15 protein-coding genes are annotated in these 21,087 nt (G+C 44.8%); 9 read left to right on the top strand and 6 right to left on the bottom strand.

Annotated features, from left to right (window positions below; genetic code table 11):
* Positions 1-858: 858 nt before the first annotated feature.
* On the top strand, positions 859-1,113 hold the full coding sequence (gene secG / locus A3EU_RS0100670; protein WP_020534185.1) for a preprotein translocase subunit SecG: 255 nt from the start codon (positions 859-861) through the stop codon (positions 1,111-1,113).
* Positions 1,114-1,195: 82 nt separating this feature from the next.
* On the opposite strand, the gene A3EU_RS0100665 is transcribed toward secG, so the two are convergent.
* A complete protein-coding gene (locus A3EU_RS0100665) occupies positions 1,196-4,930 on the bottom strand; it encodes an FG-GAP-like repeat-containing protein (protein ID WP_020534184.1) in 3,735 nt (1,244 codons plus the stop codon).
* Between the two features lie 461 nt (positions 4,931-5,391).
* Here A3EU_RS0100665 and A3EU_RS0100660 point away from each other — a divergent pair, with 461 nt between their 5' ends.
* The 4 genes from A3EU_RS0100660 (at position 5,392) to A3EU_RS32300 (ending at position 8,851) form a co-directional block, all read left to right on the top strand.
* Entirely contained in the window at positions 5,392-5,655 is a 264-nt protein-coding gene (locus A3EU_RS0100660; RefSeq protein ID WP_020534183.1) for a co-chaperone GroES, read from the top strand.
* A gap of 121 nt (positions 5,656-5,776) precedes the next feature.
* On the top strand, positions 5,777-7,423 hold the full coding sequence (groL, locus tag A3EU_RS0100655; RefSeq protein ID WP_020534182.1) for a chaperonin GroEL: 1,647 nt from the start codon (positions 5,777-5,779) through the stop codon (positions 7,421-7,423).
* Positions 7,424-7,760: 337 nt separating this feature from the next.
* Positions 7,761-8,093, top strand: coding sequence for a PadR family transcriptional regulator (locus tag A3EU_RS0100650; protein ID WP_044085300.1), 333 nt, complete (start codon positions 7,761-7,763; stop codon positions 8,091-8,093).
* Between the two features lie 2 nt (positions 8,094-8,095).
* Positions 8,096-8,851, top strand: coding sequence for a M23 family metallopeptidase (locus A3EU_RS32300; protein WP_020534180.1), 756 nt, complete (start codon positions 8,096-8,098; stop codon positions 8,849-8,851).
* 211 nt (positions 8,852-9,062) lie between these two features.
* Here A3EU_RS32300 and rplT read toward each other — a convergent pair whose 3' ends face one another.
* From rplT to A3EU_RS0100625, 4 genes are all read right to left on the bottom strand, one after another.
* Complete coding sequence (gene rplT, locus A3EU_RS0100640) at positions 9,063-9,410, bottom strand: 50S ribosomal protein L20 (RefSeq protein WP_020534179.1); 348 nt, start codon at positions 9,408-9,410, stop codon at positions 9,063-9,065.
* Positions 9,411-9,491: 81 nt separating this feature from the next.
* Positions 9,492-9,686 (bottom strand): 50S ribosomal protein L35, encoded by a 195-nt coding sequence (rpmI, locus tag A3EU_RS0100635; protein ID WP_020534178.1) that lies wholly within the window; start codon positions 9,684-9,686, stop codon positions 9,492-9,494.
* 68 nt (positions 9,687-9,754) lie between these two features.
* Positions 9,755-10,351, bottom strand: a complete 597-nt coding sequence (gene infC / locus A3EU_RS0100630; RefSeq protein ID WP_020534177.1) for a translation initiation factor IF-3 — start codon at positions 10,349-10,351, stop codon at positions 9,755-9,757.
* A gap of 86 nt (positions 10,352-10,437) precedes the next feature.
* Positions 10,438-13,008, bottom strand: coding sequence for an ATP-dependent Clp protease ATP-binding subunit (locus A3EU_RS0100625; RefSeq protein WP_020534176.1), 2,571 nt, complete (start codon positions 13,006-13,008; stop codon positions 10,438-10,440).
* Positions 13,009-13,353: 345 nt separating this feature from the next.
* Here A3EU_RS0100625 and A3EU_RS0100620 point away from each other — a divergent pair, with 345 nt between their 5' ends.
* The 3 genes from A3EU_RS0100620 to dinB all read left to right on the top strand — a co-directional run bounded on the left by A3EU_RS0100620 (position 13,354) and on the right by dinB (position 15,992).
* Positions 13,354-13,752 (top strand): STAS domain-containing protein, encoded by a 399-nt coding sequence (locus A3EU_RS0100620; protein ID WP_020534175.1) that lies wholly within the window; start codon positions 13,354-13,356, stop codon positions 13,750-13,752.
* Between the two features lie 8 nt (positions 13,753-13,760).
* Positions 13,761-14,699: a ribonuclease Z gene (locus tag A3EU_RS28915; protein WP_020534174.1), complete on the top strand. Its 939-nt coding sequence runs from the start codon at positions 13,761-13,763 to the stop codon at positions 14,697-14,699.
* Between the two features lie 168 nt (positions 14,700-14,867).
* Positions 14,868-15,992 (top strand): DNA polymerase IV, encoded by a 1,125-nt coding sequence (gene dinB / locus A3EU_RS0100605; protein WP_071596845.1) that lies wholly within the window; start codon positions 14,868-14,870, stop codon positions 15,990-15,992.
* Between the two features lie 5 nt (positions 15,993-15,997).
* On the opposite strand, the gene A3EU_RS0100600 is transcribed toward dinB, so the two are convergent.
* Positions 15,998-19,639, bottom strand: a complete 3,642-nt coding sequence (locus tag A3EU_RS0100600) for a T9SS type A sorting domain-containing protein (protein WP_020534171.1) — start codon at positions 19,637-19,639, stop codon at positions 15,998-16,000.
* A gap of 647 nt (positions 19,640-20,286) precedes the next feature.
* Between A3EU_RS0100600 and A3EU_RS0100590 the strand changes: the two genes are divergently transcribed.
* The gene (locus A3EU_RS0100590) at positions 20,287-21,087 is read left to right on the top strand and encodes a GLPGLI family protein (RefSeq protein WP_020534169.1); all 801 of its coding nucleotides are present in this window, start codon (positions 20,287-20,289) and stop codon (positions 21,085-21,087) included.

Raw genomic sequence — 21,087 nt, 5'->3', positions numbered from 1 at the left:
GACCTTGAAAGCGGACATCAGAAGTCGGAAGTCGGAAGTAGCGAGATACACGAAGAACCAGAGGAAAGCTTACCGGAGTTCATCATTGGAAGCCACGATTTAGAAGAAGAGGNTAGCTCGCCACTTGAGGCTACTGATACTTCCGATCTCCCACCTCCCAATTCCGACCTTGAAAGCGGACATCAGAAGTCGGAAGTCGGAAGTAGCGAGATACACGAAGAGCCAGAGGAGCGCGTGCCGGAATTTATCATTGGAAGCCATGATTTAGAAGAGGAAGACAGTACGCCACTTGCCACTAATGATACGTCCGAGTTTGAAAGCGGAAGTCAGAAGTCGGAAGTCGGAAATGATGAGACACACGAAGAGCTAGATGAGGGCTTACCGGAATTTATTATCGGTAGCCACGATTTAGAAGAGGAGGAAAATACGCTACTTGAGGCTACTAATACTTCCGAATTCCCAATTCCCAATTCCGAATTTGAAATCTCTGCTTCTCTCCTCCAGACGCTTATCAGCGGGTCGCTACTAGGAGGCACACCTTTAGCGCCAAGAGCGAAAGAAAATTTTGCCAGTTGGCAACGCCAGCGTAAAGGGCCAGGAAGCCGTTGGGACAAGCTGCGCCAACGCTCTTTGCGGAGTGTAAAAGAGGAGGAGAACCCTGCAAAAGCAAAGGAGATGGCCAAGCAAAGTGTGCAGGACCAGGCTAATCTTGCTTCGGAAACCCTGGCCAAACTACTGACCCGCCAGGGACAGTACCGCAAAGCCATAAAAATCTACGAACGTTTAAGCTTGTTATATCCAGAAAAAAGCCGTTACTTTGCGGCCACAATTGAAGAACTGAAACTAAAACAATAATATATGATCACCGGATTGACAATTCTGACCGCTCTGGTATGCTTGTTACTGATGGGAGCCGTTCTCATTCAAAACCCCAAAGGAGGTGGAATTGATTCTACTTTCGGTGGTAGTTCAGCTAACCAAGTATTTGGTGCCGCCAAGTCTACGGACTTCATTGAAAAGGTAACTTGGTACTTGGCTATTGCACTGTTCGCACTGTGTATTATCACTTCTCTCGTAGCAGACAGCTCTGCAACTGATGCCATGGGCCTCTAAGCAAAGCGGACACAAGCATAAAAAAGCCTGACCGATTTTTCGGTCAGGCTTTTTTTATGGGGTATTTACACTTGACCGTCCACTAGATTTTAACGATCTGCTTCTGATAAAATTCCCCATCTATTTCCAGTAGCAATATATAAGTTCCACTAGAAAGCATCCTGGTGTCAAGCTGCCAACTCTTGTTCAACTGTTCAGCCAAGGATTTTTCCACTACCACTTGCCCATCAGCAGCAATTAAACGAATTCGTTCAACCCGCTTCGCTTCCCTTTCCTCAATTTTCAGATAACTTTTACAAGGATTCGGGTAAATCTCAATAAAACCAGCGAGAACTTCCGTAACATCGGATAGTATACTGACTGTTACCTCATCCTGTACTTGACATTCGTTGATATCCGTGATCGTTAGCGTGTAGGAACCAGCAGCTAACATATTGATCTCTGCTATCGTTCCTCCTGTACCCCAGTTGTAAAAATACGGACCTACTCCTCCTGTTACTTCCGCAGTTACTGCACCGTCCGGCTCACTTGTAAGCGGGTTATCATCGACTACATTGAAGGTAATCGCTATGGGATCCGGTGCGTCAATAACGATTTGCTCAACGATCTGACAACCTGTGCTATCGCGAACCAGGACAAAGTATTCTCCCTCCAACAATTGTCCGATACTGTTGACTGTTTCCCCGGTGTTCCACTGATAAGTGATCGGTTCTACACCTTCGGTAACAAACACAACCGCACTCCCCGTTGCTTCGTTAGCGCACAGTGGCTGCACGACGGAAGAAGTTAACTCCAGCACAGATTCTATAATTACGACGGAGTCTGTCTGTACACAGAAATTTCCATCATCTATAGTTACATAGTACGTTCCCGGATTTAGGTTACTGGCTATATTCGTTCCCACTGCATCACCACTCCACATAGTGAAGAAGGGAGGTGTCCCAGCTTCGATAATGACCTCCGCAGACCCATCAGGTTGGCCATTGCAACTTGCCGTGAGTGCCTGTACATCAATGAGAAGCTCTGCTTCCGTCATTTGAAATACTTGGGTAGTTTCACAGCCATTTTGATCAATAATGATCACAGTGTGCATACCACTGTCAAGCGCATTATTGAATGCGTTGCCAACTTCCTCGTCCCAAAAATACTGATAAGGGGGAAGTCCCTGGGTTATATCTACCGATGCAACACCATTAGCAGTCTCTACGCAAGAAGGCTTCTCGATTACAACATCAGCGGCTATCGTACTCTGCTCAACTTCAAAAAAGAAGACATCTTCACAATTGTTACTATCAGTGATGGTGAGGCTATACGCTCCTACGGCCAATTCCTGCAGCATAGTGGTCGATGCCCCTGTTGACCAGTCATAAGTAATGGGCATTAGACCGGCGGTAACCTCTGACACTGCTTCACCGTCGTCTTCTCCCACACAGGATCGATCAGTGACTTCCAGCGTCGAAATTAAATCATACTGAACTAAACTGAGCGTCAGGCTTTTTTGACATCCCATCTCATTGCTTGCCATCACCGAATAATTGGCAGCAGGTAAATCCTCCAGCGCGTCTTGAAAAGTAATCGCACCGTATGAAAATACCGTTGTTTCGTCCTCACTCGTACCAATGATAGCACCGTTATTTTCTCCACAGGTAGGATCGACCCCGACTAGTTCAGCATCAAACCATAAGCAACTTGCACAACTAGGATCAATCTCAAGAATTCCGTTGACCGTACCGACTATAATATCTATTTCACCATCGTTATCATAATCCTTAATGACTAATGCATCATAAGCTCCCATGTACGAACTGAGGATATTGCTAGTGAGGTAATCCCCATTTTTGGCCATGGCAACCATACGGCCGTCTTGCGTGATAATCATTTCCTCTTCTCCGTCGTTATTGAGATCCGCAAAAGCAATCCCCTCGATCAGGTTATACTCAAGTTGAAATTCCTCAATTATGGAGAACGAAAGACCGTCAAACACCCGAATTCTCCCCGAAGAAGTACCCGCAATAATTTCCAAATCACCAGAATCATCCCAGTCGTGAAGTGCAATCGCTAAATAACCGCTCGTAGTCGATTGTTGCTGGGTGAACGTTCCATTGTCAAAGGTGTAGAGCGTATTCTTTGCCAATACAATTTCGCTGAAGCCATCTCCGTCAATATCTCCCGTTAACAATCCACGCGGGCGAGGACCAGATAAATTACCACTGCTCCATTCAACAGTATAATCAAAGCTATTAATGATGTGAAGCTTACCATCGGTTCCACAGATAAACTCCTCTTGTCCGTCACCGTCGATATCGATAACCTCCAACGCGTATAGTTCATCGGGGCCTCCTTGTGCCGTGTAAGTATAATCGGATTCGATAGCATGGGTATCACCGTCGACTACCCAAATCGTTCCGTTGTATGCTCTACCCGCCGCGACTACGATATCTAAGTCTCCATCATTAAGATAATCTGCGATTTCAAGATTATACATCCCAAGCCAAACGCTTGAGAAAAAATTAGTACTTGAATGAAATTCCACTTCTTTGGTAATTGCATCGTAAATAGTCAATACCCCACCACGATCGCCACTGTTGCTTTCTAAGCTGAGAGTGATAATTTCCTGTCTCCCGTCCTGGTCCACATCTTCTATCTCGAGCGCATAATAGGGACCATCCAGATGAGGCGATTCCCACTCAAAATTTTGATTGTTAGCTTGGTAAAAGAACAGATGATCTGCCCCCGTGGTAAAACAACCAGCTCCCCAAACAACTTCCAATTGCTGATCATTATCGAAATCAGCCACCGCAATACCAGTCGTTCCAGATGGGAGTAATTCTACCTCCCACAGCATATCACCATTTTGGGCATCATGGCAGTATAGGTTTCCCCGAGACTCTTCGTTACCGTACAAGATTTCCTCCATACCGTCATTATTAATATCAGCCATTAAGAAGGCTCCTACACCGTAGTTCGTTTCAAATTCATACTTAAGCGTGTTTAGATTGATATCATATACCATTAGTAAATCTGCTCTATCTGCAACGACCGCCTCCTCAAAGCCGTCTTGATCAGTGTCGGACAAACGAATTTGTCCCTGCGGCGTGGTTTCTTCTGGACGAAAATCGTATTCTTCTACATACGTACCGTCGGCAGCCACTTGTAACGTAAGGCCGAAAGAAAAAACAATCTCTAATGCAGCATCTCCATCCACCTGACCAATATCGAAATCCCCCGTATGCATAGCGAAAGCGTGCTCCAGTGTATAAGTCTCAGCATTTAGAAAGACCAAGTCATTACGGTCGCTGATCACGATTTCTTTAACTCCGTCATTGTCTCCATCAGCGTATATAATTTGTTGAACCTCGCCTAAACCTGATGTAGGCAGTGTCGGTAAGGTATAAACTTCTTCTTCTAAAGTGATGAGATTGACAACGTACAAATTAGTTTTAATAACATACAACAACTCCTTTACACCGTCATCCCCCAGATCGAAAACGACCATCTTATCGATCGGATCTTCGTACGTGTTGCTGATGTGTACTTTATCATACTCTCCCGTATTAGCGTTGTGCTTGAGAATATACCAATACCCTCGATTTCCCAACCCACCATCAGTACGCGCCGAAGCAATTAGTTCAATGGTTCCGTCATTTGCCAAATCAAATGGGATCAGGCTGTTATTATTACCAATGCAAATCCCAAAGACGACATCTTCCCAATGCTTGCCGCATTGCATATTTCCGAGATCATTGATTTCAAATTGTTGAGAGAATAAAGAGAGTGTGAATAAGATAGAGAACGTAGTTGTAATCGTAAATTTCATTACAGAGAAGTTTTATGCGCGTAATTTTTTAAAGGTAAAAATAAATTGATATACTCCTCTTCTATAATTACCTTTTTTGCATCCTTTCGCCCCGGGTTTTGGCCTTGCCTACCTACCGCACATACCCATCGCCCAAAAGAAACAATCGAAGGATACCAAAAATGCGCTAAGGATAGAAGCGGTATGCTGGTATTAGCACCGCGATGCATCGCGGTGCTAATACCAGCATGAGAGCGGATAGCCTGACCCGCAGGGGAGCGCCCAAAAACACCTGCTTACACCATGCGGTCCTGTCAAAATTTCACGGCCAAAATCGCAAACCTCTGCCGCATTTACCGTCAAACTGTCGCTTTGTCAGCTTGGGCGTATTTGGCACGTATTATGCTAATAGATCGGTGTTGTCATCATGGCAACTTCCCAATTAATTAATTATTTCAATCGATAATCAAACTTATTCATTTATGAAGCCCATCAACGACCGAGTAGTGATCAAGCCGGCTACGGCAGAAGAAACCACAAAAGGTGGTATCATTATTCCGGATACAGCCAAGGAAAAGCCCCAACGTGGCGAGGTTGTAGCAGTTGGTCCTGGTAAGGACGGCAACTTGATGACTGTACAAATCGGAGATGTCGTTCTCTACGGCAAATACGCTGGCCAGGAAATCAACTTCGAAGGCGAGGACTACCTCATCATGCGCGAAGACGACGTCTTGATCATTCTGTAGTAGCGCTTAACAACGCTCACATCAAACTTCGAGATCATTGGTATTTAGAAGCCGGTTTTGTTACCTGTTTCCTTACTGATGCTCAGATTTTTCCAAAAAAAATTCAAAACACATTATAGATATGGCTAAGGAAATTAGCTTTGACAGAGACGCACGGGAGAAACTACGCAATGGCGTAGATGCCCTGGCGAACGCAGTAAAAGTAACGCTAGGACCTAAAGGTCGTAACGTTGTTATTCAGAAAAGCTTTGGCGCACCACAAATCACTAAGGATGGTGTAACCGTTGCCAAAGAGATCGAACTGGAAGACGCCGTAGCAAATATGGGCGCTCAGATGGTAAAGGAAGTAGCCAGCAAAACCGCTGATATTGCGGGTGATGGTACGACTACCGCCACTGTTTTGGCACAGGCTATGATCGGTGCAGGTTTGAAGAATGTTACTGCAGGTGCTAACCCGATGGACCTGAAGCGCGGTATGGACAAGGCAGTGAAAGCTGTTATTGCCAACCTGAAGGAGCAGAGCGAAGTAATTGGTGATGACTTCGAGAAAATCAAGCAAGTAGCATCGATTTCTGCTAACAACGATAACGAGATTGGTACCCTCATCGCTGACGCTATGAAGCGTGTAAGCAAGGATGGTGTGATCACGGTAGAAGAAGCAAAAGGTACTGACACTTACGTAGAAGAAGTATTGGGTATGCAGTTTGACCGTGGCTACTTGTCTCCTTACTTCGTGACCGATGCTGAAAACATGATCACAGAGTATGATAATCCTTACATTCTGATCCACGATAAGAAGATCAGCAACATGCAGGATATCGTTCCAATTCTGGAAAAAGTTGTACAGGCTGGTCGCCCACTATTGGTAATTGCCGAGGATATCGAAAGCCAGGCATTGGGCGTATTGGTGGTCAACCGCCTACGTGCACAGTTGAAGATCGTTGCTGTTAAGGCTCCTGGTTTTGGTGATCGTCGTAAAGCAATGTTGGAAGACATCGCTGTACTGACTGGTGGTACCGTAATCAGCGAAGAAAAAGGTTACAAGTTGGACAGCGTAGAGCTAGAACACCTTGGTCAGGCGGAGAAAATCACCGTTGACAAAGATAATACTACCATCGTAGATGGTGCTGGTACTGACGACCTGATTACTGCTCGTATCAACCAGATCAAAGCTCAGATCGAGTCTACTACTTCTGACTACGACCGTGAGAAGCTCCAGGAGCGTCTTGCTAAATTGTCTGGTGGTGTAGCTGTACTTTACGTAGGCGCGCCTACCGAAGTAGAGATGAAAGAAAAGAAAGACCGTGTAGATGATGCACTTCACGCTACCCGCGCTGCGGTAGAAGAAGGTATCGTTGCTGGTGGTGGTGTTGCGCTTGTACGTGCAATTTCTTCCCTAGAAGGCATGAAAGGCGATAACGAAGACCAGACCATTGGTATCAATATCGTTCGCAAGTCACTCGAATCTCCGCTACGTACCATTTCGGACAACGCTGGTGTAGAAGGTAGTGTGATCCTACAGAACGTAAGCAACGGCAAAGGTAGCTACGGCTACAATGCTCGTACCGATGTGTTTGAAGACCTGAAGAAAGCAGGTGTAATTGACCCAACCAAAGTGACCCGTATTGCTTTGGAAAATGCGTCTTCTATCGCAGGTATGGTACTCACAACGGAGTGTGTAATCAACGATAAGCCTGAACCAGAAGGCGGCGGCGGTATGCCTGCTGGTATGCCTGGCGGCATGGGTGGAATGGGCGGCATGATGTAAGTCGTGGCGTTGAGACGCGATGATTCGCGGCTTTACATGCTAAAAAAAATTAGCCCTCTACGCTTTTGCGTGGGGGGCTTTTTGGTTTCGATGGTTCGATGGTTCGATGGTTTGCTTGTTGGATGGTGTAAAAATGGTTGATGGTTGATTGTTGTTGGTTGGTTTCGCTAGTAGCATCCGACTTTAAGAAGGGCGTGTATAACCTTTACACTTTTCCAACACTTCCACCTTTCCAACTTTGAGACAAGGGCGCTTCCCCTTCCGATACTTTTGGCAAAAAGTGTTAAAATTTCAGTCAATGCTTTCAATGCATAAGAATATTATGCATCTTTGTATTATGCATTCAAAAGAACTCTTTAAAGGCACCCTGAAAACACTGATTTTGCACCTGTTGCAAGCAGAAGGCAGGATGTACGGCTATCAAATCACCCAGCGGGTGAGAGAACTTACTGATGGCGAACTGGAACTCACCGAGGGGGCATTGTATCCAACATTGCACAAATTGGAAAAAGCTGGCCTGATCATTTCCGAAAAGGAAAGGGTAGGGGGGCGTGTGCGTAAATACTACCTGCTCAGTGATATTGGCACTGTAAGTGCTACCGATTATTTGGATGAGTTTCGGGATTTCGTACTGACGATGAACCGCATCTTTAAGTTAAATCTCGACTAACAATGATATTGGATACGGATCAAACGGGGCAAGTAGATGCCTTTTTGCGGCAGTACCGAAAACTTACAGCGCCTCAAAAAGACGAGTTGCTAGATCATCTTTGTTGTGATATTGAAAAAACCATGGGAGCAGGTGTGGGCTTTGATGAAGCCTTCCTCCGCTGCCGGGAACGATGGAATGAAAGTGAAGTAAAGAAAATTCATTCATCCACCCAAAAAAGATTTACCATGGTAAAACTGATTGGCATTTTGCTCATAGGAATGAGCACAATTACTTTTTTCTCCCCATCATCGGGAGCATCATCTGAAAAACTTCCGGAGAAAACAAGTCAAGAGATACCCGCCCTAGCTACGGCTGAGTATTTCGAGCCGCCCTCCTTTTGTCCCCTCACAGACAGGCATGAGTTGACCTCAGATTATGGGAATCGTATCCACCCCATCTCCAAAAAGGAAGTATTACATCGTGGCGTCGATTGGAAGGCTCCGCTCGGAACACCCGTACTTGCTGCCGGAAATGGCATAGTCCTCGAAGCGGGTACCAAGGAAAAGTACGGCAATTGCATTATTATCCTTCACGATGAAATCTACCAAACACTGTATGCTCACTTGGAAAATATTGATGTAGCAGTAGGAGAGGAAATTACTGCCGGACAGCAGATCGGTTCGGTGGGCAATTCAGGCTTATCGTTAGGCACCCACCTTCACTATGAAGTGATCAAGAACGGTGTGCCAGTTAATCCTGCTGATTACCTCCCTTAAGGAATTACTTCATTTTCATTCGCAGGGGGATTTGTATCGTCAAGTCCCCTTCTTTCTTTGCTCATTTAGCTTCACGTCTCCTCTTACTTGTGAGGCGCTGCCCCGTAAGGTCTAGTCCTGATAAGTCTAGGATCGTATTGAAAGAGCCAAACGAAAAACGCCACTGCGGTTGAACCACAGTGGCGTTTTATATTTCCAATCAGTAAGTAAATTACTTTTGAGCTTTAGCAACAACCTCCTTAAATACATCAGGGTGGTTCATTGCCAAGTCGGCTAGTACTTTACGATTCAGATCGATATTACTCTCTTTTAGGCCGTGGATTAAACGGCTGTAAGTTAGACCGTGCATACGCGCACCCGCGTTGATACGAGCGATCCACAGACGGCGGAAAGCACGCTTCTTGTTTCTACGGTCACGGTAAGAATACTGCATGGCTTTCTCCACGGCATTCTTGGCAACGGTATAAACATTTTTACGGGCACCAAAGTAACCTTTGGCAGCCTTGAGAATTTTTTTGCGCCGGCGACGTGAAGCGACGGCATTTACTGAACGTGGCATAGTTCGATTTTTTGTTCAGTGTAGAGGCTTTTTGCACTTATACCTACACTCTCGTGAAAAATCACTGAATTAATGATAAAATTACTTACAAAGCATACGACGGATGCGAGGACTGTCGGCAGTACTTACCAGTGCTGAATCACGTAGATTGAGCTTGGCTTTCTTACTTTTGTTCCGCATCATGTGCGAAGTGTAAGCCTGAAAACGCTTGATTTTCCCTGATCCAGTCAACTTGAAGCGTTTCTTCGCGCTGGAATGGGTCTTCATTTTTGGCATAACAAAATTTGTTTTCTTTAAACGGTCCGCAAAGGTAGTGATCCTTTAGAAAGAAACCAAGAGATACCTTACTTTTTACCCTTTTTAGGCTGGACGATCACCGTCATACGGCGTCCTTCCATCTTGGGTAATGCTTCTGCTGCTCCGAATTCTTCCAATTCTTTGAGGAAACGCAGCAATAAGAGCTCTCCGCGATCTTTGAAAACAATCGTACGGCCACGGAAATGTACATAAGCTTTAACTTTAGCACCTTCCTCCAAGAATCGTTGTGCATGACGCAGCTTGAACTCGAAATCGTGCTCGTCCGTATTAGGGCCGAAGCGAATTTCTTTCACTACCGTCTTAACAGCCTTTGATTTGATTTCTTTTTCCCGCTTCTTCTTTTCGTACAAGAATTTATTGTAATCAATGATTTTGACTACGGGCGGTGCGGCATTAGGGGAAATTTCCACCAGGTCAAGTTCCAGGCGACGTGCCCAGTCAATGGCTTGACGGGTATTGTAGATACCGGGATCTACTTTTCTGCCAGCTATTTCACTGACCTCCTCTAGGTTATCTCCTACTAATCGAACTTCCGGAATCCGGATTTGATCATTAACACGAAACTGGTCTTTTGGGTCTTCTCTTCGTTGGTTTCTGTTTTTTGAACCTCTTCTCTTTGCCAAATGATATAAAATTTAGTTAAAAATATAAATGAAAGCACGCTTTCCGGACGGGTTCCTGAAAGCGTGCTTACAAGATAGGACAATTTTTATTCTTCTACGTCAGAATTTACTTCTTCAGTAGCTAGAGTAATATCTAAACCATCCTCGTTTTCGTTCATAACTGCCTCAAGGACAGTACCTGCCGGGGGATTGTTGGTGAGAATAAACTCAGCCAACGGATCTTCAAGATACTTTTGAATAGCTCGTTGTAGCGGGCGAGCACCAAATTGTGGGTCAAATCCTTTCTCTGCAACAAATTTCTTTGCTTCATCAGATAATTGCAGCGTGTATTCCATTCCAGCCAGGCGCTCAAACAAATCTTTCAACGTAATATTGATGATCTGGAAGATTTCTTCCTGGTCTAGGCTATTGAATATGACTACATCGTCGATACGGTTAAGGAATTCAGGAGAGAAGGTCCGTTTCAGGGCATTTTGAATAACACTCTTACTGTGGGTCTCCGCAGCTTCTTCCCGAGCGGCCGTTTTAAAACCAACGCCTTGACCAAAATCTTTCAACTGACGTACACCAATGTTAGACGTCATAATGATCAATGTATTCTTGAAGTCTACTTTACGTCCAAGGCCATCCGTTAACTGTCCGTCATCCAGTACCTGGAGTAGGATATTGTAAACGTCAGGGTGTGCTTTTTCGATTTCATCGAGCAAGATCACAGAGTAGGGCTTACGGCGTACACGTTCGGTAAGCTGTCCACCTTCTTCGTAACCGACGTACCCTGGAGGCGCTCCAATCAATCGGCTAACGGAGAATTTCTCCATGTATTCACTCATGTCGATACGAACGAGCGCATCATCGCTATCAAAAATGTAACGCGCCAGTGATTTTGCCAATTCTGTTTTACCGACTCCGGTAGGACCGAGGAAGATAAAGGTTCCAATAGGCTTCTTCGGGTCTTTCAATCCGACACGATTCCGCTGGATGGCTTTGGTCACTTTCGCAAGAGCTTCATCCTGGCCAATAATAACACTACGCAGATCATTGGTCATACCAACCAGTTTCTTGCTTTCCGATTGTGCTACCCGACGTACGGGGATACCGGTCATCATAGAAACCACTTCGGCAATATCTTCTTCCTCTACGGGATAACGCTTGGTCTTGGCTTCTTCCTCCCAGGTTACTTTTGCCTGTTCGAGGTTGCGGCCCAGTTTTGATTCCTGATCGCGCAAGTCGGCAGCTTTTTCATACTGCTGATTGCGAACGGCCTGGTTTTTCTGTTCCTTGACCTTTTCAATCTTGGCTTCCAACTCTTCGATGTGCTTAGGCACATGGATGTTTTTCAAGTGTGTGCGAGCACCTACTTCATCCAGAACGTCGATAGCTTTATCCGGCAGGAAGCGATCGGTAATATAACGGTCACTCAATTTAACGCAAGCCTTGATGGCATCGTCGGAGTAGACAACGTTGTGGAACTCTTCGTATTTAGACTTGATGTTTTCCAAGATATGGATAGCTTCCTCCGCACTTGGCGGGTCAACCATTACTTTTTGGAAACGACGATCCAGTGCGCCATCTTTTTCAATGTGTTGGCGATACTCATCAAGGGTAGAAGCACCAATACATTGCAATTCCCCTCGAGCCAGTGCTGGCTTGAAAATATTGGAAGCATCCAGGGACCCGGTAGCTCCACCTGCACCTACGATGGTGTGAATCTCATCGATGAACAGAATGACATCACGGCTCTTTTCAAGCTCCGTCATGATGGCTTTCATCCGTTCTTCAAACTGACCACGGTATTTGGTACCAGCAACAAGGGCTGCAAGGTCAAGCATTACGATGCGCTTGTTGAAAAGCGTACGTGATACTTTCTTTTGCTGAATGCGCAAGGCAAGGCCTTCCACTATTGCTGTTTTACCAACACCGGGTTCACCGATGAGGATAGGATTGTTCTTTTTTCTGCGGCTAAGAATCTGGCTGACACGCTCGATCTCATTTTCACGACCAATGATAGGGTCTAATTTACCCTCATCGGCGAGCTTTGTGATATCGCGCCCAAAATTGTCGAGGACCGGTGTACGAGACTTTGTAGCACCTTTACCGCGTTGCTGGTAAGAACCGCCACGGGTGCCGCCTTCTTCCTCTTCGTAGGGCTCATCCTGGTCACCGGAAGCACGCGTATAAGGGTCGGTGCCACTAGTGAAATCTTGTTCTTGTTTCACGTATTCTAATTCTGCTTTGAATAAATCGTAATCGACGTCGTATTGACGCATAATCTTCGAAGCGGGATTATCCTTATCCTTAAGGATGGAAAGAAGTAAATGCTCAGGGCTAATTTCTTCGCTCTTGAGCATTTTCGCTTCGAGGAAAGTCACTTTAAGGACTTTTTCAGCCTGCTTGTTAAGCGGCAAATTGCCCACATTGAGGCCCGTATTGCCCGAGCTGGGGATACGATGAATGCTTTCTACGACGGAACTGCGCAATTCACCGGGGTCTACCTCCAGCGATTCTAGTACCCGCAGTGCTAAGTTGTCATTGTCGGTCAGTAGGCCCAGCAGTAAATGCTCGGTGCCAATGAAGCCGTGCCCAAGGCGAACCGCTTCGCTGCGGCTGCGGGAGATGACTTGCTTGACTTGTGGTGAAAATCTGCGGTTATTATTCATGTTTTTTACTCGCTTTATCTTTTAGGCTGTTCAAGGATTATGGTGAACAATAATAGGGGACTTCTGTAAGAAAACAAAGTTTGCCTTGATGAAGTTTCATCCTTCCTTGCCTTTTTTTCCGATGCCTGTATGACGAAAAAAATCAATTAATGCCTACTTAACAGAAAAAATGGTGCCACGTTTAAAAATTATACTAATAACTGCCAATTAGGCGGTAAAAAGGGCGGCTGGTTGACAGATTAACATAAACTTAATTTACTTTGCCTATTGGCCGACAGCTTTTTCTTGCTTACATTTGCGTCTTGCGGTTTCACCAAGATACCGTATCAGCAAAGTTCAGCATTAATGAAGTACAGCATAGACAAAAAAGACAAGTACGCCGTTTTTCAACTGTCAGAAGAGAACCTAAACTCTATATTGGCACCGAAGTTGAAGTCGGAATTGGTTATTTTCGCCAACGAAGGAGTGCGTAACCTTATTTTCGATCTTTCGCAAGTTCAGTATGTTGACTCTTCGGGCCTCAGTGCCATCTTGACAGCAAACCGTTTGTGGAAACCACTTGGATCGTTCATTCTGACGGGTGTAACTCATCCTAGTGTGAAGAAATTGATCGAAATTTCTCGCCTTGATTCTGTCTTGTCGATTATTCCGACGGTTGAAGAGTCGATTGAGTTCGTTTTTATGGAGGAATTGGAACGAGAAATCAATGCGGAAGACGGTGATCAGGCTCCTGCCGATCATTAGTAAAAAGGATGGATTTCAAGCTAACGACTTTGGGCACCTCTGCTGCTGGTCCGGTGCCAGGGCGTTGGCCTAGTGGGCAATATCTTAAAACCGGTAAAGCCGGATTCCTGATTGATTGTGGTGAGGGACTTCAAATTTCCCTCCAGCGAAATGGATTGGGGTGGAGTAGTATTGATGTTATTCTCATCTCTCACCTTCATGGTGACCATATTTACGGTTTACCGGGATTGTTGACGTCTTGGGGTATGAATCAGCGTAACACTCCTTTGACTATTGTTAGTCCTCCAGGCTTGGAACCTTACCTAGCAGCGGTTTTCGAACACAGCCATACTGGTTTGCCTTATCCGGTAAAATACATTGTTGTTGACCCTGAGCAGACACCGGAATTGGTTTTTGAAGACAAAGTGGTTACCGTAAAAACGCTGCCGCTTTCCCATCGGGTGCCTACTGTTGGCTATCTTATTCAGGAAAAACCACGACCTCGCACTATTTTAAGCTCCGCTATTCAAGCATACGAAATTCCTTACAAGAATATTCCGGCCATCAAGGCAGGAGGTGATTATCAGGCAGCCACCGGTAAGCTTGTACCTAATACTGAGCTTACGGTCGACCCTCCACCTGCACGTTCTTTTGCTTACGCAAGTGATACTCGTCCGAATTCAGCGTTGCTACCTTATATAAAAGGAGTAGATATCTTATTCCACGAAGCCACTTTTCTGAACGAGCTCAGAGAACAAGCGGAAATTTCAGGACACTCAACAGCTGCTCAGGCAGCAGAGGTCGGCCTCGCAGGCGAAGTGAAGAAATTGGTGCTAGGGCATTTCTCGCCCCGCTATGGTGACCTGAGCCCTTTGCTGACCGAAGCACAGACGATTTTCTCTAATACCTCATTAGCCAAAGAAGGTAAGGTGTTTGAGGTCCCTTATGGCGGGAGAATATCAGCGTAGTTTGGTGTTTTTGATGAGTCTACATGACTAATCGGGCTTTCTTGGCACCAGTGAAGTTTAAATCGAAATAGCTAATTTTATGTTTTTATTCTGAACCATATAAGAACATATAAGCATTTAGAAAGGACTTAAATGACCTTATAATCCCTTTTTTGGTTCAAAAGGTTGATGAAAAGCCCTTCAATACTAATTCCCCGATTGGATACCTCGCGTAAAATAATACACATTGACATGGATGCTTTTTATGCATCGGTGGAGCAGCGGGATGACCCTTCGTTGCGGGGTAAACCTATTGCGGTAGGTGGCGGTGGTTTACGCGGGGTGGTTGCAGCGGCCAGCTATGAAGCTCGTCGCTATGGGGTGCGTTCAGCGATGCCGAGTGTGACGGCGCAGCGTTTGTGCCCGTCGCTAATTTTCGTTCGCCACCGTTTTGATGTATATAAAGAGGTGTCGAGCCAGATTCGGGAAATCTTCCATGAATATACAGATTTGGTAGAGCCGCTTTCATTGGATGAAGCTTACTTGGATGTGACGGAGCCCAAGCTAGGTCCTCATTCTGCTACTTTGATCGCGCAAGCGATACGAACCAAGATATTGGAGCGCACGCAGCTGACGGCATCGGCAGGCATCTCTTACTGCAAATTTTTAGCCAAGGTAGCTTCCGATATCAATAAGCCGGACGGGATGAAGGTTATCCTGCCGGACGAGGCATTGGCGTTTTTGAGTGCACTACCGATTGAGAAATTCCACGGCATCGGAAAAGTGACGGCGAGTAAGCTCCAACGGATGGGCATCCGTACCGGCGAGCACCTGCGGGAGCTAACGGAAATACAGTTGGTGAAACGCTTTGGGAAAGCAGGCCGCCACTACTACCGGATTGTGCGTGGCCAAGACGAACGCCCCGTGAACCCTAATCGGATACGGAAATCTATCGGGGCGGAGCGCACCTATTCGGAGAACCTCCGCGAGCTGCCGATCATGAAAGAGAAGCTGGCCTATCTCACGGAGAAAGTCTTCGATTACATGAAGAAGACCCAAAATTTTGGCCGTACCGTCACCATCAAAATGAAGACGCCGGAGTTTCAGGTTTTTACCCGTTCCCGCTCGTTCAATAGCGAAGTCCGCCAGCTGGGAGAACTACGGAAAGTCGTCTTTGCCTTACTAGAAGAAAACATCTCCGAAGTGGGGGAGGTGCGCCTCCTCGGCATGTCGATCTCCAACCTAGAGCGTGAGCAAGAGGGGGATGGAGTTGGGATACAGCTGCTGCTTGAGTTTCCGGAGGAGGAAGAGTAGGGGGGCTATTTTATAATGATTTTTATTACTTCTAAATGACCTATTCGTAACAAATAAAGCCCTGCAGCCAAGGCTGAGGTTGTTATTTCTTTTTCGTTGTCAACGAGGGTACATCTCTGTACGACCCTTCCTCTAGCATCATGGAGAACTAATGGATAAGAGATTCCATCATCGGCCAATTTTCGAATAAAGAAAGCGTTGGTAACAGGGTTTGGTGCAATCAGAAAATTAGACTTTGTAGCAGGGGGGATTTCTTCATTACTAGAAATAATATTTACCAGTGTATTAGTAACGGTATTTGTAACAATGGCTGGGTTTTGGTCGAAATATATACTTGCCGTATTGTTGATTACGTAGTTGTCCGGCAGATTTGGCTGAGGAGAAATTTTGAAGCTTACGAAGCCATGGCTTTCGGGTTCATTGTTGACGGAATCGGGTAGCCAAATGTCTTCAAAAACAAAGAATAGACGACTGTCTACACGTTTTATTTCTGTAATTGGATGACTGGCATTAATGAATTCGAAAGTCGGTAAGTCAAAGCCTTCGTGCAGATCGTCAATGATCTCAATATCCTGAGCGGGAAAATTACCTGTATTTTGGAAGCGAATGGTGTAGAACAACGCTTCATTTTTGAGTATTTCGCTGGCTGGTCCTTCTCCCTTTGGAGAAACCTGTTTATCATTAGGATCGTAACTACAAAGTAGTATATCTTGGTACCTGAATGTTGTATCGATTAGTGTAACGCCATCCGTATCGTACCAGGTGGCTGTTAATTCTAAGGTCAATAATTCTCCTAATTGCTGGGCAGTGGGGGAAAGTAGGGTGATCGTATTGGTTTGTGTGGTACCAGGTAGAATATCAGAATACAACCAGAACAGTGTATCTGCTTGCTGACTTTCAGGAGGAGTGTCAGCGTTAATAAATTCACCAATGTAAGTAAGGCTAATTTGTACATCTGTAGCTGTAGTACCTATATTTTTGAACTGAAGATGAACCTGATTTTCTTCATTACAGATGAATTGTTCTGCATTCAGGAAAGGTCTGATGTTCGCGTTATCTTCCGTAGGCGAAATGCCGAAACAGAGTGTGTCTGTTTCCTGTGTAATGTCGTAAGGGTCAACTTCATAGGTTAAGAATTCGGATGTCAGTTGCCATTGGTCAGGGAGTTGGTAACTGACTTCATGTAGTCCGGGTATCGTTAGGTGATGAATATATCCTAACTGATTAGGAAATAGTTGTTGTTGGTTGTCAATTAGGAAATCCCCAACGGGAATGGTAGGTTCGCCTGTTTGTTGTAAGCCATCTTGATTGTCGTCCAAAAACACCTTAGCAATGATCCGGTTTTCCAACGATAGCTCGTTGATGTAAAATAGAGCGGCTTCGCTTGGGCCAGGAGCCCGTTTTAGTGTTCCTCCCATTACCGTTGCGGTGCTGCTGGCATCACTATGCAAAACAAGACCACGGGCATTTTGTAAAATACCGACGGCCTCGTGGCTAATGGCAGAAGTAATATTACCATCTGTATTTAGGGTTGCAAAATACAATTGCTCTTCTCCACCTGTTGTTGATCTTCGGTGACCGGTGATAGCTATGTATTGGCCAGCGGTATTAAACGTAATATCTGTTGCCGTTGCTAATGTGTATAAAGGATCAGACGAAGAGACTTCTTGTTGCCAAACAATTGAATTGGCTGTGATATCGTACTTGGCGACAGCCGTACTGTTTTCTCCGGCACAGAGGGAATAAATATAATTGTCAGACTCTCCTTGTACCCATTTTTTAGCAGCATAACTGCCTTGGCATATTTGTACATATTGAATCTCTTCCCAATCTAATGGGTCAATAATATAAGATATCTGTGAATAGCCAATACGTCCATTGACAAAAAAGCGACCATCAGGAAAAGTGTCGATATGATGTAGGCGAGCTGCACCAGTGCCAGGGTAGCCCGTCAACAAGGAAAGGTTCGTTTTGGGAACGCGGTACCATTTGTTTTTCGAAATGAAGAGAAAATGATCAGGAGAAACGTCAACCATAAGTTGAGCATGTGTCATCCATTCACTGGTTTCTGTTCCATTATCTGCGGTTCGGTCTGCTAATAACATAGCAGGAACGTTTATCCCGTAGTCAAAGCGATATAAGTTAAGATTATCCGACTGTGCTCCACAGATAAACAAGTTGTTTGTACCAGGATCGCAAAGAATATCTACAATTTTAAACGGCCTGATTGAATTACCTAGGAGGTTTTGTCCGTAGTTGATGAAGGTTCGCTGATTGGTGTTGAAAATGTAGAACCTCATCTCCTGCTCATAAGTCTCGTAGGGGTCTGGAGCCAATAGTAGTTCAATGTCATTACTTCCAATTCCACCAATAAATAGAGTTGAATCATTAATGGCCTCAAGGTATTGAGGCTGGAAATTGGGATAGTTAGGGCTTGTGAAGACCGTATCCCATTGGGTTTCTCCATTGGTGGTTTTTAGGCTCAATTTGGCTTTGGTGCCATGTTGTTGTAGAATGGCTAAGATTCCGGGGCCAGCTTGTTCGATATTTACTATAGCTGAAGGGAATGGGATCGTATCGGGGATGATTTTTTCAAGTAGAATGTCTCCGTTTTCATTATCAATTTCCACCCATTGCTCGGTGGCAAGGCCAAGGTTTTGCTCAAGCCTTTTTGTTCCTAAACAAGCTACCCTGTCATTCAGAACCTTTAAGCCGATACCTAGGCTGCCAATGCTTTGTTGGATGTTGGTGATCAACGTCGAGTAAACCAATCCCCCATCTGATTTTTGCAATTTTAGCATGCCCCAGTTGGTGTATCCCTGGCTAGTGGTGAAGTAGCCTGTTAGATATAGCGCATTATCATCCTGTATCATCTCTAAGCCAGCTTGTTCTCGGTTATTACCGACCTCGTAATTGGAGGCCGATTCCCAAACGATCTCTCCTGTAATTCTGTCAAATTTGTTTACAAGAACCTTGGAGTTACCAGTAGTAGATGGTCGCCAGTTAACGTAATAGTACGCTTGATCAAATAGGTAATTACTGAAATCAATATCATCGTTACTTTCGATGAATGTCATCCATTCTATTTCACCTGTCAGTGTATTTAGGCGACTTGCGAACCCCTCGGAATAATTATCAATAATTCCCGCCACGTATAGGGCATTCTCTCCGTCTGCATAATGGAGTGATTGAGGGGAAACGGTACTATTACTGTAAGGAGAAAGTAAAGGAGTCTTCCAGATGATACTGTCGGAAATAAAAGGGTTCATCTTATACAAGGTATCAGCAGAGCTGAAAATCAGATGCCGATCATTATCAATCACAACGATTGGAACATCACTCTCTATTTGTGGAGCAAGAATATCCTGTATAGACAGCGTGACGCCAGTAGTCCGGTCGATCCAGGCAATTCCTTTGGAGCCAGTGCTAGGAGAAGATGCCGGGCGAAAAGAAAAAAGGAGTGTATCCGCATTGAAAGGGATAACCTTGCGATTTGCAGAAGGATCTAATTGAGCAGGTAAAACTTGCTTGTAAGCTAACGAGCCATCAAGTGCATCAATTTTCCATAAATACTTAGGCCCTGAATTGGTTGTTTCAGAGGTTACTAGATACAGGTAGTTGTCGTCGAAGAGGTTGAAGTCTCTCAAGAAATTAGAAGTCGGAATGAAGTATCCTCTCTCTGCGGAAGACCAGCAGATATTACCTAGGGTGTCTAGTTTTCGGATGACATAGGTGTCTTTAAATCCTCGAAATGTTGTTTTCCCGGCAGTATAAATGTATCCATCCTCCGAGTTGATCGACCAATCTAAGGTACCGTAAGTATCTCCCGTAGAAATTTCGTCTGCTTGTTCGTATTGCTCTAAGTATTGAGCATTGAGTAAAGTAATCGGAAAACAGAGTACGAATAAATAGAAATACTTTGAGATGTAGGGGGGGCATAAAACAAGGTTTAGAGAGCGTTTTTGAAGACGAACGCTATCAAATGTAATGAACTTATATTAGTCTTGGTTAAATCTTGTACAGGTGTAGTGTAATAAGCCTGACAAAAGCTGGTTAGCGTTTTTGATTGTCGTATCTACTTCTCGTTCTACTCTAGAGCGCGGTGCGCTCTCAAATATTGATGGACGTAACTTGACCTTAATACTCATTTTTCTTCCTTATGGAAAGGCCAATGGTTGCTAATATTGGATCAACCATAAGTCCAGTGTACTCTTCTCTTGGAAAATCCTTTTTGGTGAGTTCATTGGGTTTATCTACTTTCAAGTTCTTGGTAAAACTCCAATCCCCATAAACGATGCAACCCATTCTCTCTTTTTTATTACTACTACTTACCAGCTTATTATTAGGTCAGCAAAGCACTCCTCCGGTATGTATAGTGTACGAAAATATTGATGCGTATACCCCCTTGCAGCGCTCGCCTCACCTCTCTTCGTATTTCAGTCAAAAAGATGGGATCGAATTCATACAAGGAAAAGAAAGAAGCACCTTGCGTTTGTATGAACATGCTGGCATCTTTACAACNGATTCCGTCTATGTGGAATCTCCTGGTAATAAAGTCAAAGCCTGGCGATATTCCATCATCAGCATACGGGATTATGCCGCTGGTCAAAAGCTCTCTATTTATCCTAATCTACCTGCCGACTTTGCTTATTTTGAAAGTTGTGATGAAACAGTAGACTGGGAAATTGACAAAACCAAAACCAAGAAGATATTGGGACTGGAATGTCATTATGCTTCGGTAGTGATCAATAAAGAAACTCATCAGATTTGGTTTACGAATGACTTGCCTTACAAAGATGGCCCTATTCATTCGAGGAAAAAATACCATTGTAATTTGCCCGGTTTGGTTTTAGAACACATCATGGGGGATGGAAACATCACGAAAGCCGTTGATATTAAATTCATAGCCCCTTTTGCAGGATTGGAAAACAAAGTCAGCCAAATTCAACCGTGGGAAAAAACACCAAAGCCGAGCTATCCGCCTGAGGATCCTGATTCAGCATGGTTTATGCTCCTCAATAATGAATTTCCGACGCAAAGCTGGATTCCTTTGATCTATACCGCAGAAGGGCACAAAGGATGGTTGAAAAACTAG

It is taken from the genome of Lewinella cohaerens DSM 23179, assembly GCF_000379805.1.
Lineage (GTDB): Bacteria > Bacteroidota > Bacteroidia > Chitinophagales > Saprospiraceae > Lewinella > Lewinella cohaerens.
The sequence above is the reverse complement of the archived record's forward strand: the minus strand, read 5'-3'. Positions and strand labels throughout refer to the sequence as shown.

Bases quoted from the DNA above. Each gene is read 5' to 3' on its own strand.
- secG (WP_020534185.1), top strand. From the start codon at position 859: ATGATCACCGGATTGACAATTCTGACCGCTCTGGTATGCTTGTTACTG.
- A3EU_RS0100665 (WP_020534184.1), bottom strand. From the start codon at position 4,930: ATGAAATTTACGATTACAACTACGTTCTCTATCTTATTCACACTCTCT.
- A3EU_RS0100660 (WP_020534183.1), top strand. From the start codon at position 5,392: ATGAAGCCCATCAACGACCGAGTAGTGATCAAGCCGGCTACGGCAGAA.
- groL (WP_020534182.1), top strand. From the start codon at position 5,777: ATGGCTAAGGAAATTAGCTTTGACAGAGACGCACGGGAGAAACTACGC.
- A3EU_RS0100650 (WP_044085300.1), top strand. From the start codon at position 7,761: ATGCATTCAAAAGAACTCTTTAAAGGCACCCTGAAAACACTGATTTTG.
- A3EU_RS32300 (WP_020534180.1), top strand. From the start codon at position 8,096: ATGATATTGGATACGGATCAAACGGGGCAAGTAGATGCCTTTTTGCGG.
- rplT (WP_020534179.1), bottom strand. From the start codon at position 9,410: ATGCCACGTTCAGTAAATGCCGTCGCTTCACGTCGCCGGCGCAAAAAA.
- rpmI (WP_020534178.1), bottom strand. From the start codon at position 9,686: ATGCCAAAAATGAAGACCCATTCCAGCGCGAAGAAACGCTTCAAGTTG.
- A3EU_RS0100625 (WP_020534176.1), bottom strand. From the start codon at position 13,008: ATGAATAATAACCGCAGATTTTCACCACAAGTCAAGCAAGTCATCTCC.
- A3EU_RS0100620 (WP_020534175.1), top strand. From the start codon at position 13,354: ATGAAGTACAGCATAGACAAAAAAGACAAGTACGCCGTTTTTCAACTG.
- A3EU_RS28915 (WP_020534174.1), top strand. From the start codon at position 13,761: ATGGATTTCAAGCTAACGACTTTGGGCACCTCTGCTGCTGGTCCGGTG.
- dinB (WP_071596845.1), top strand. From the start codon at position 14,868: ATGAAAAGCCCTTCAATACTAATTCCCCGATTGGATACCTCGCGTAAA.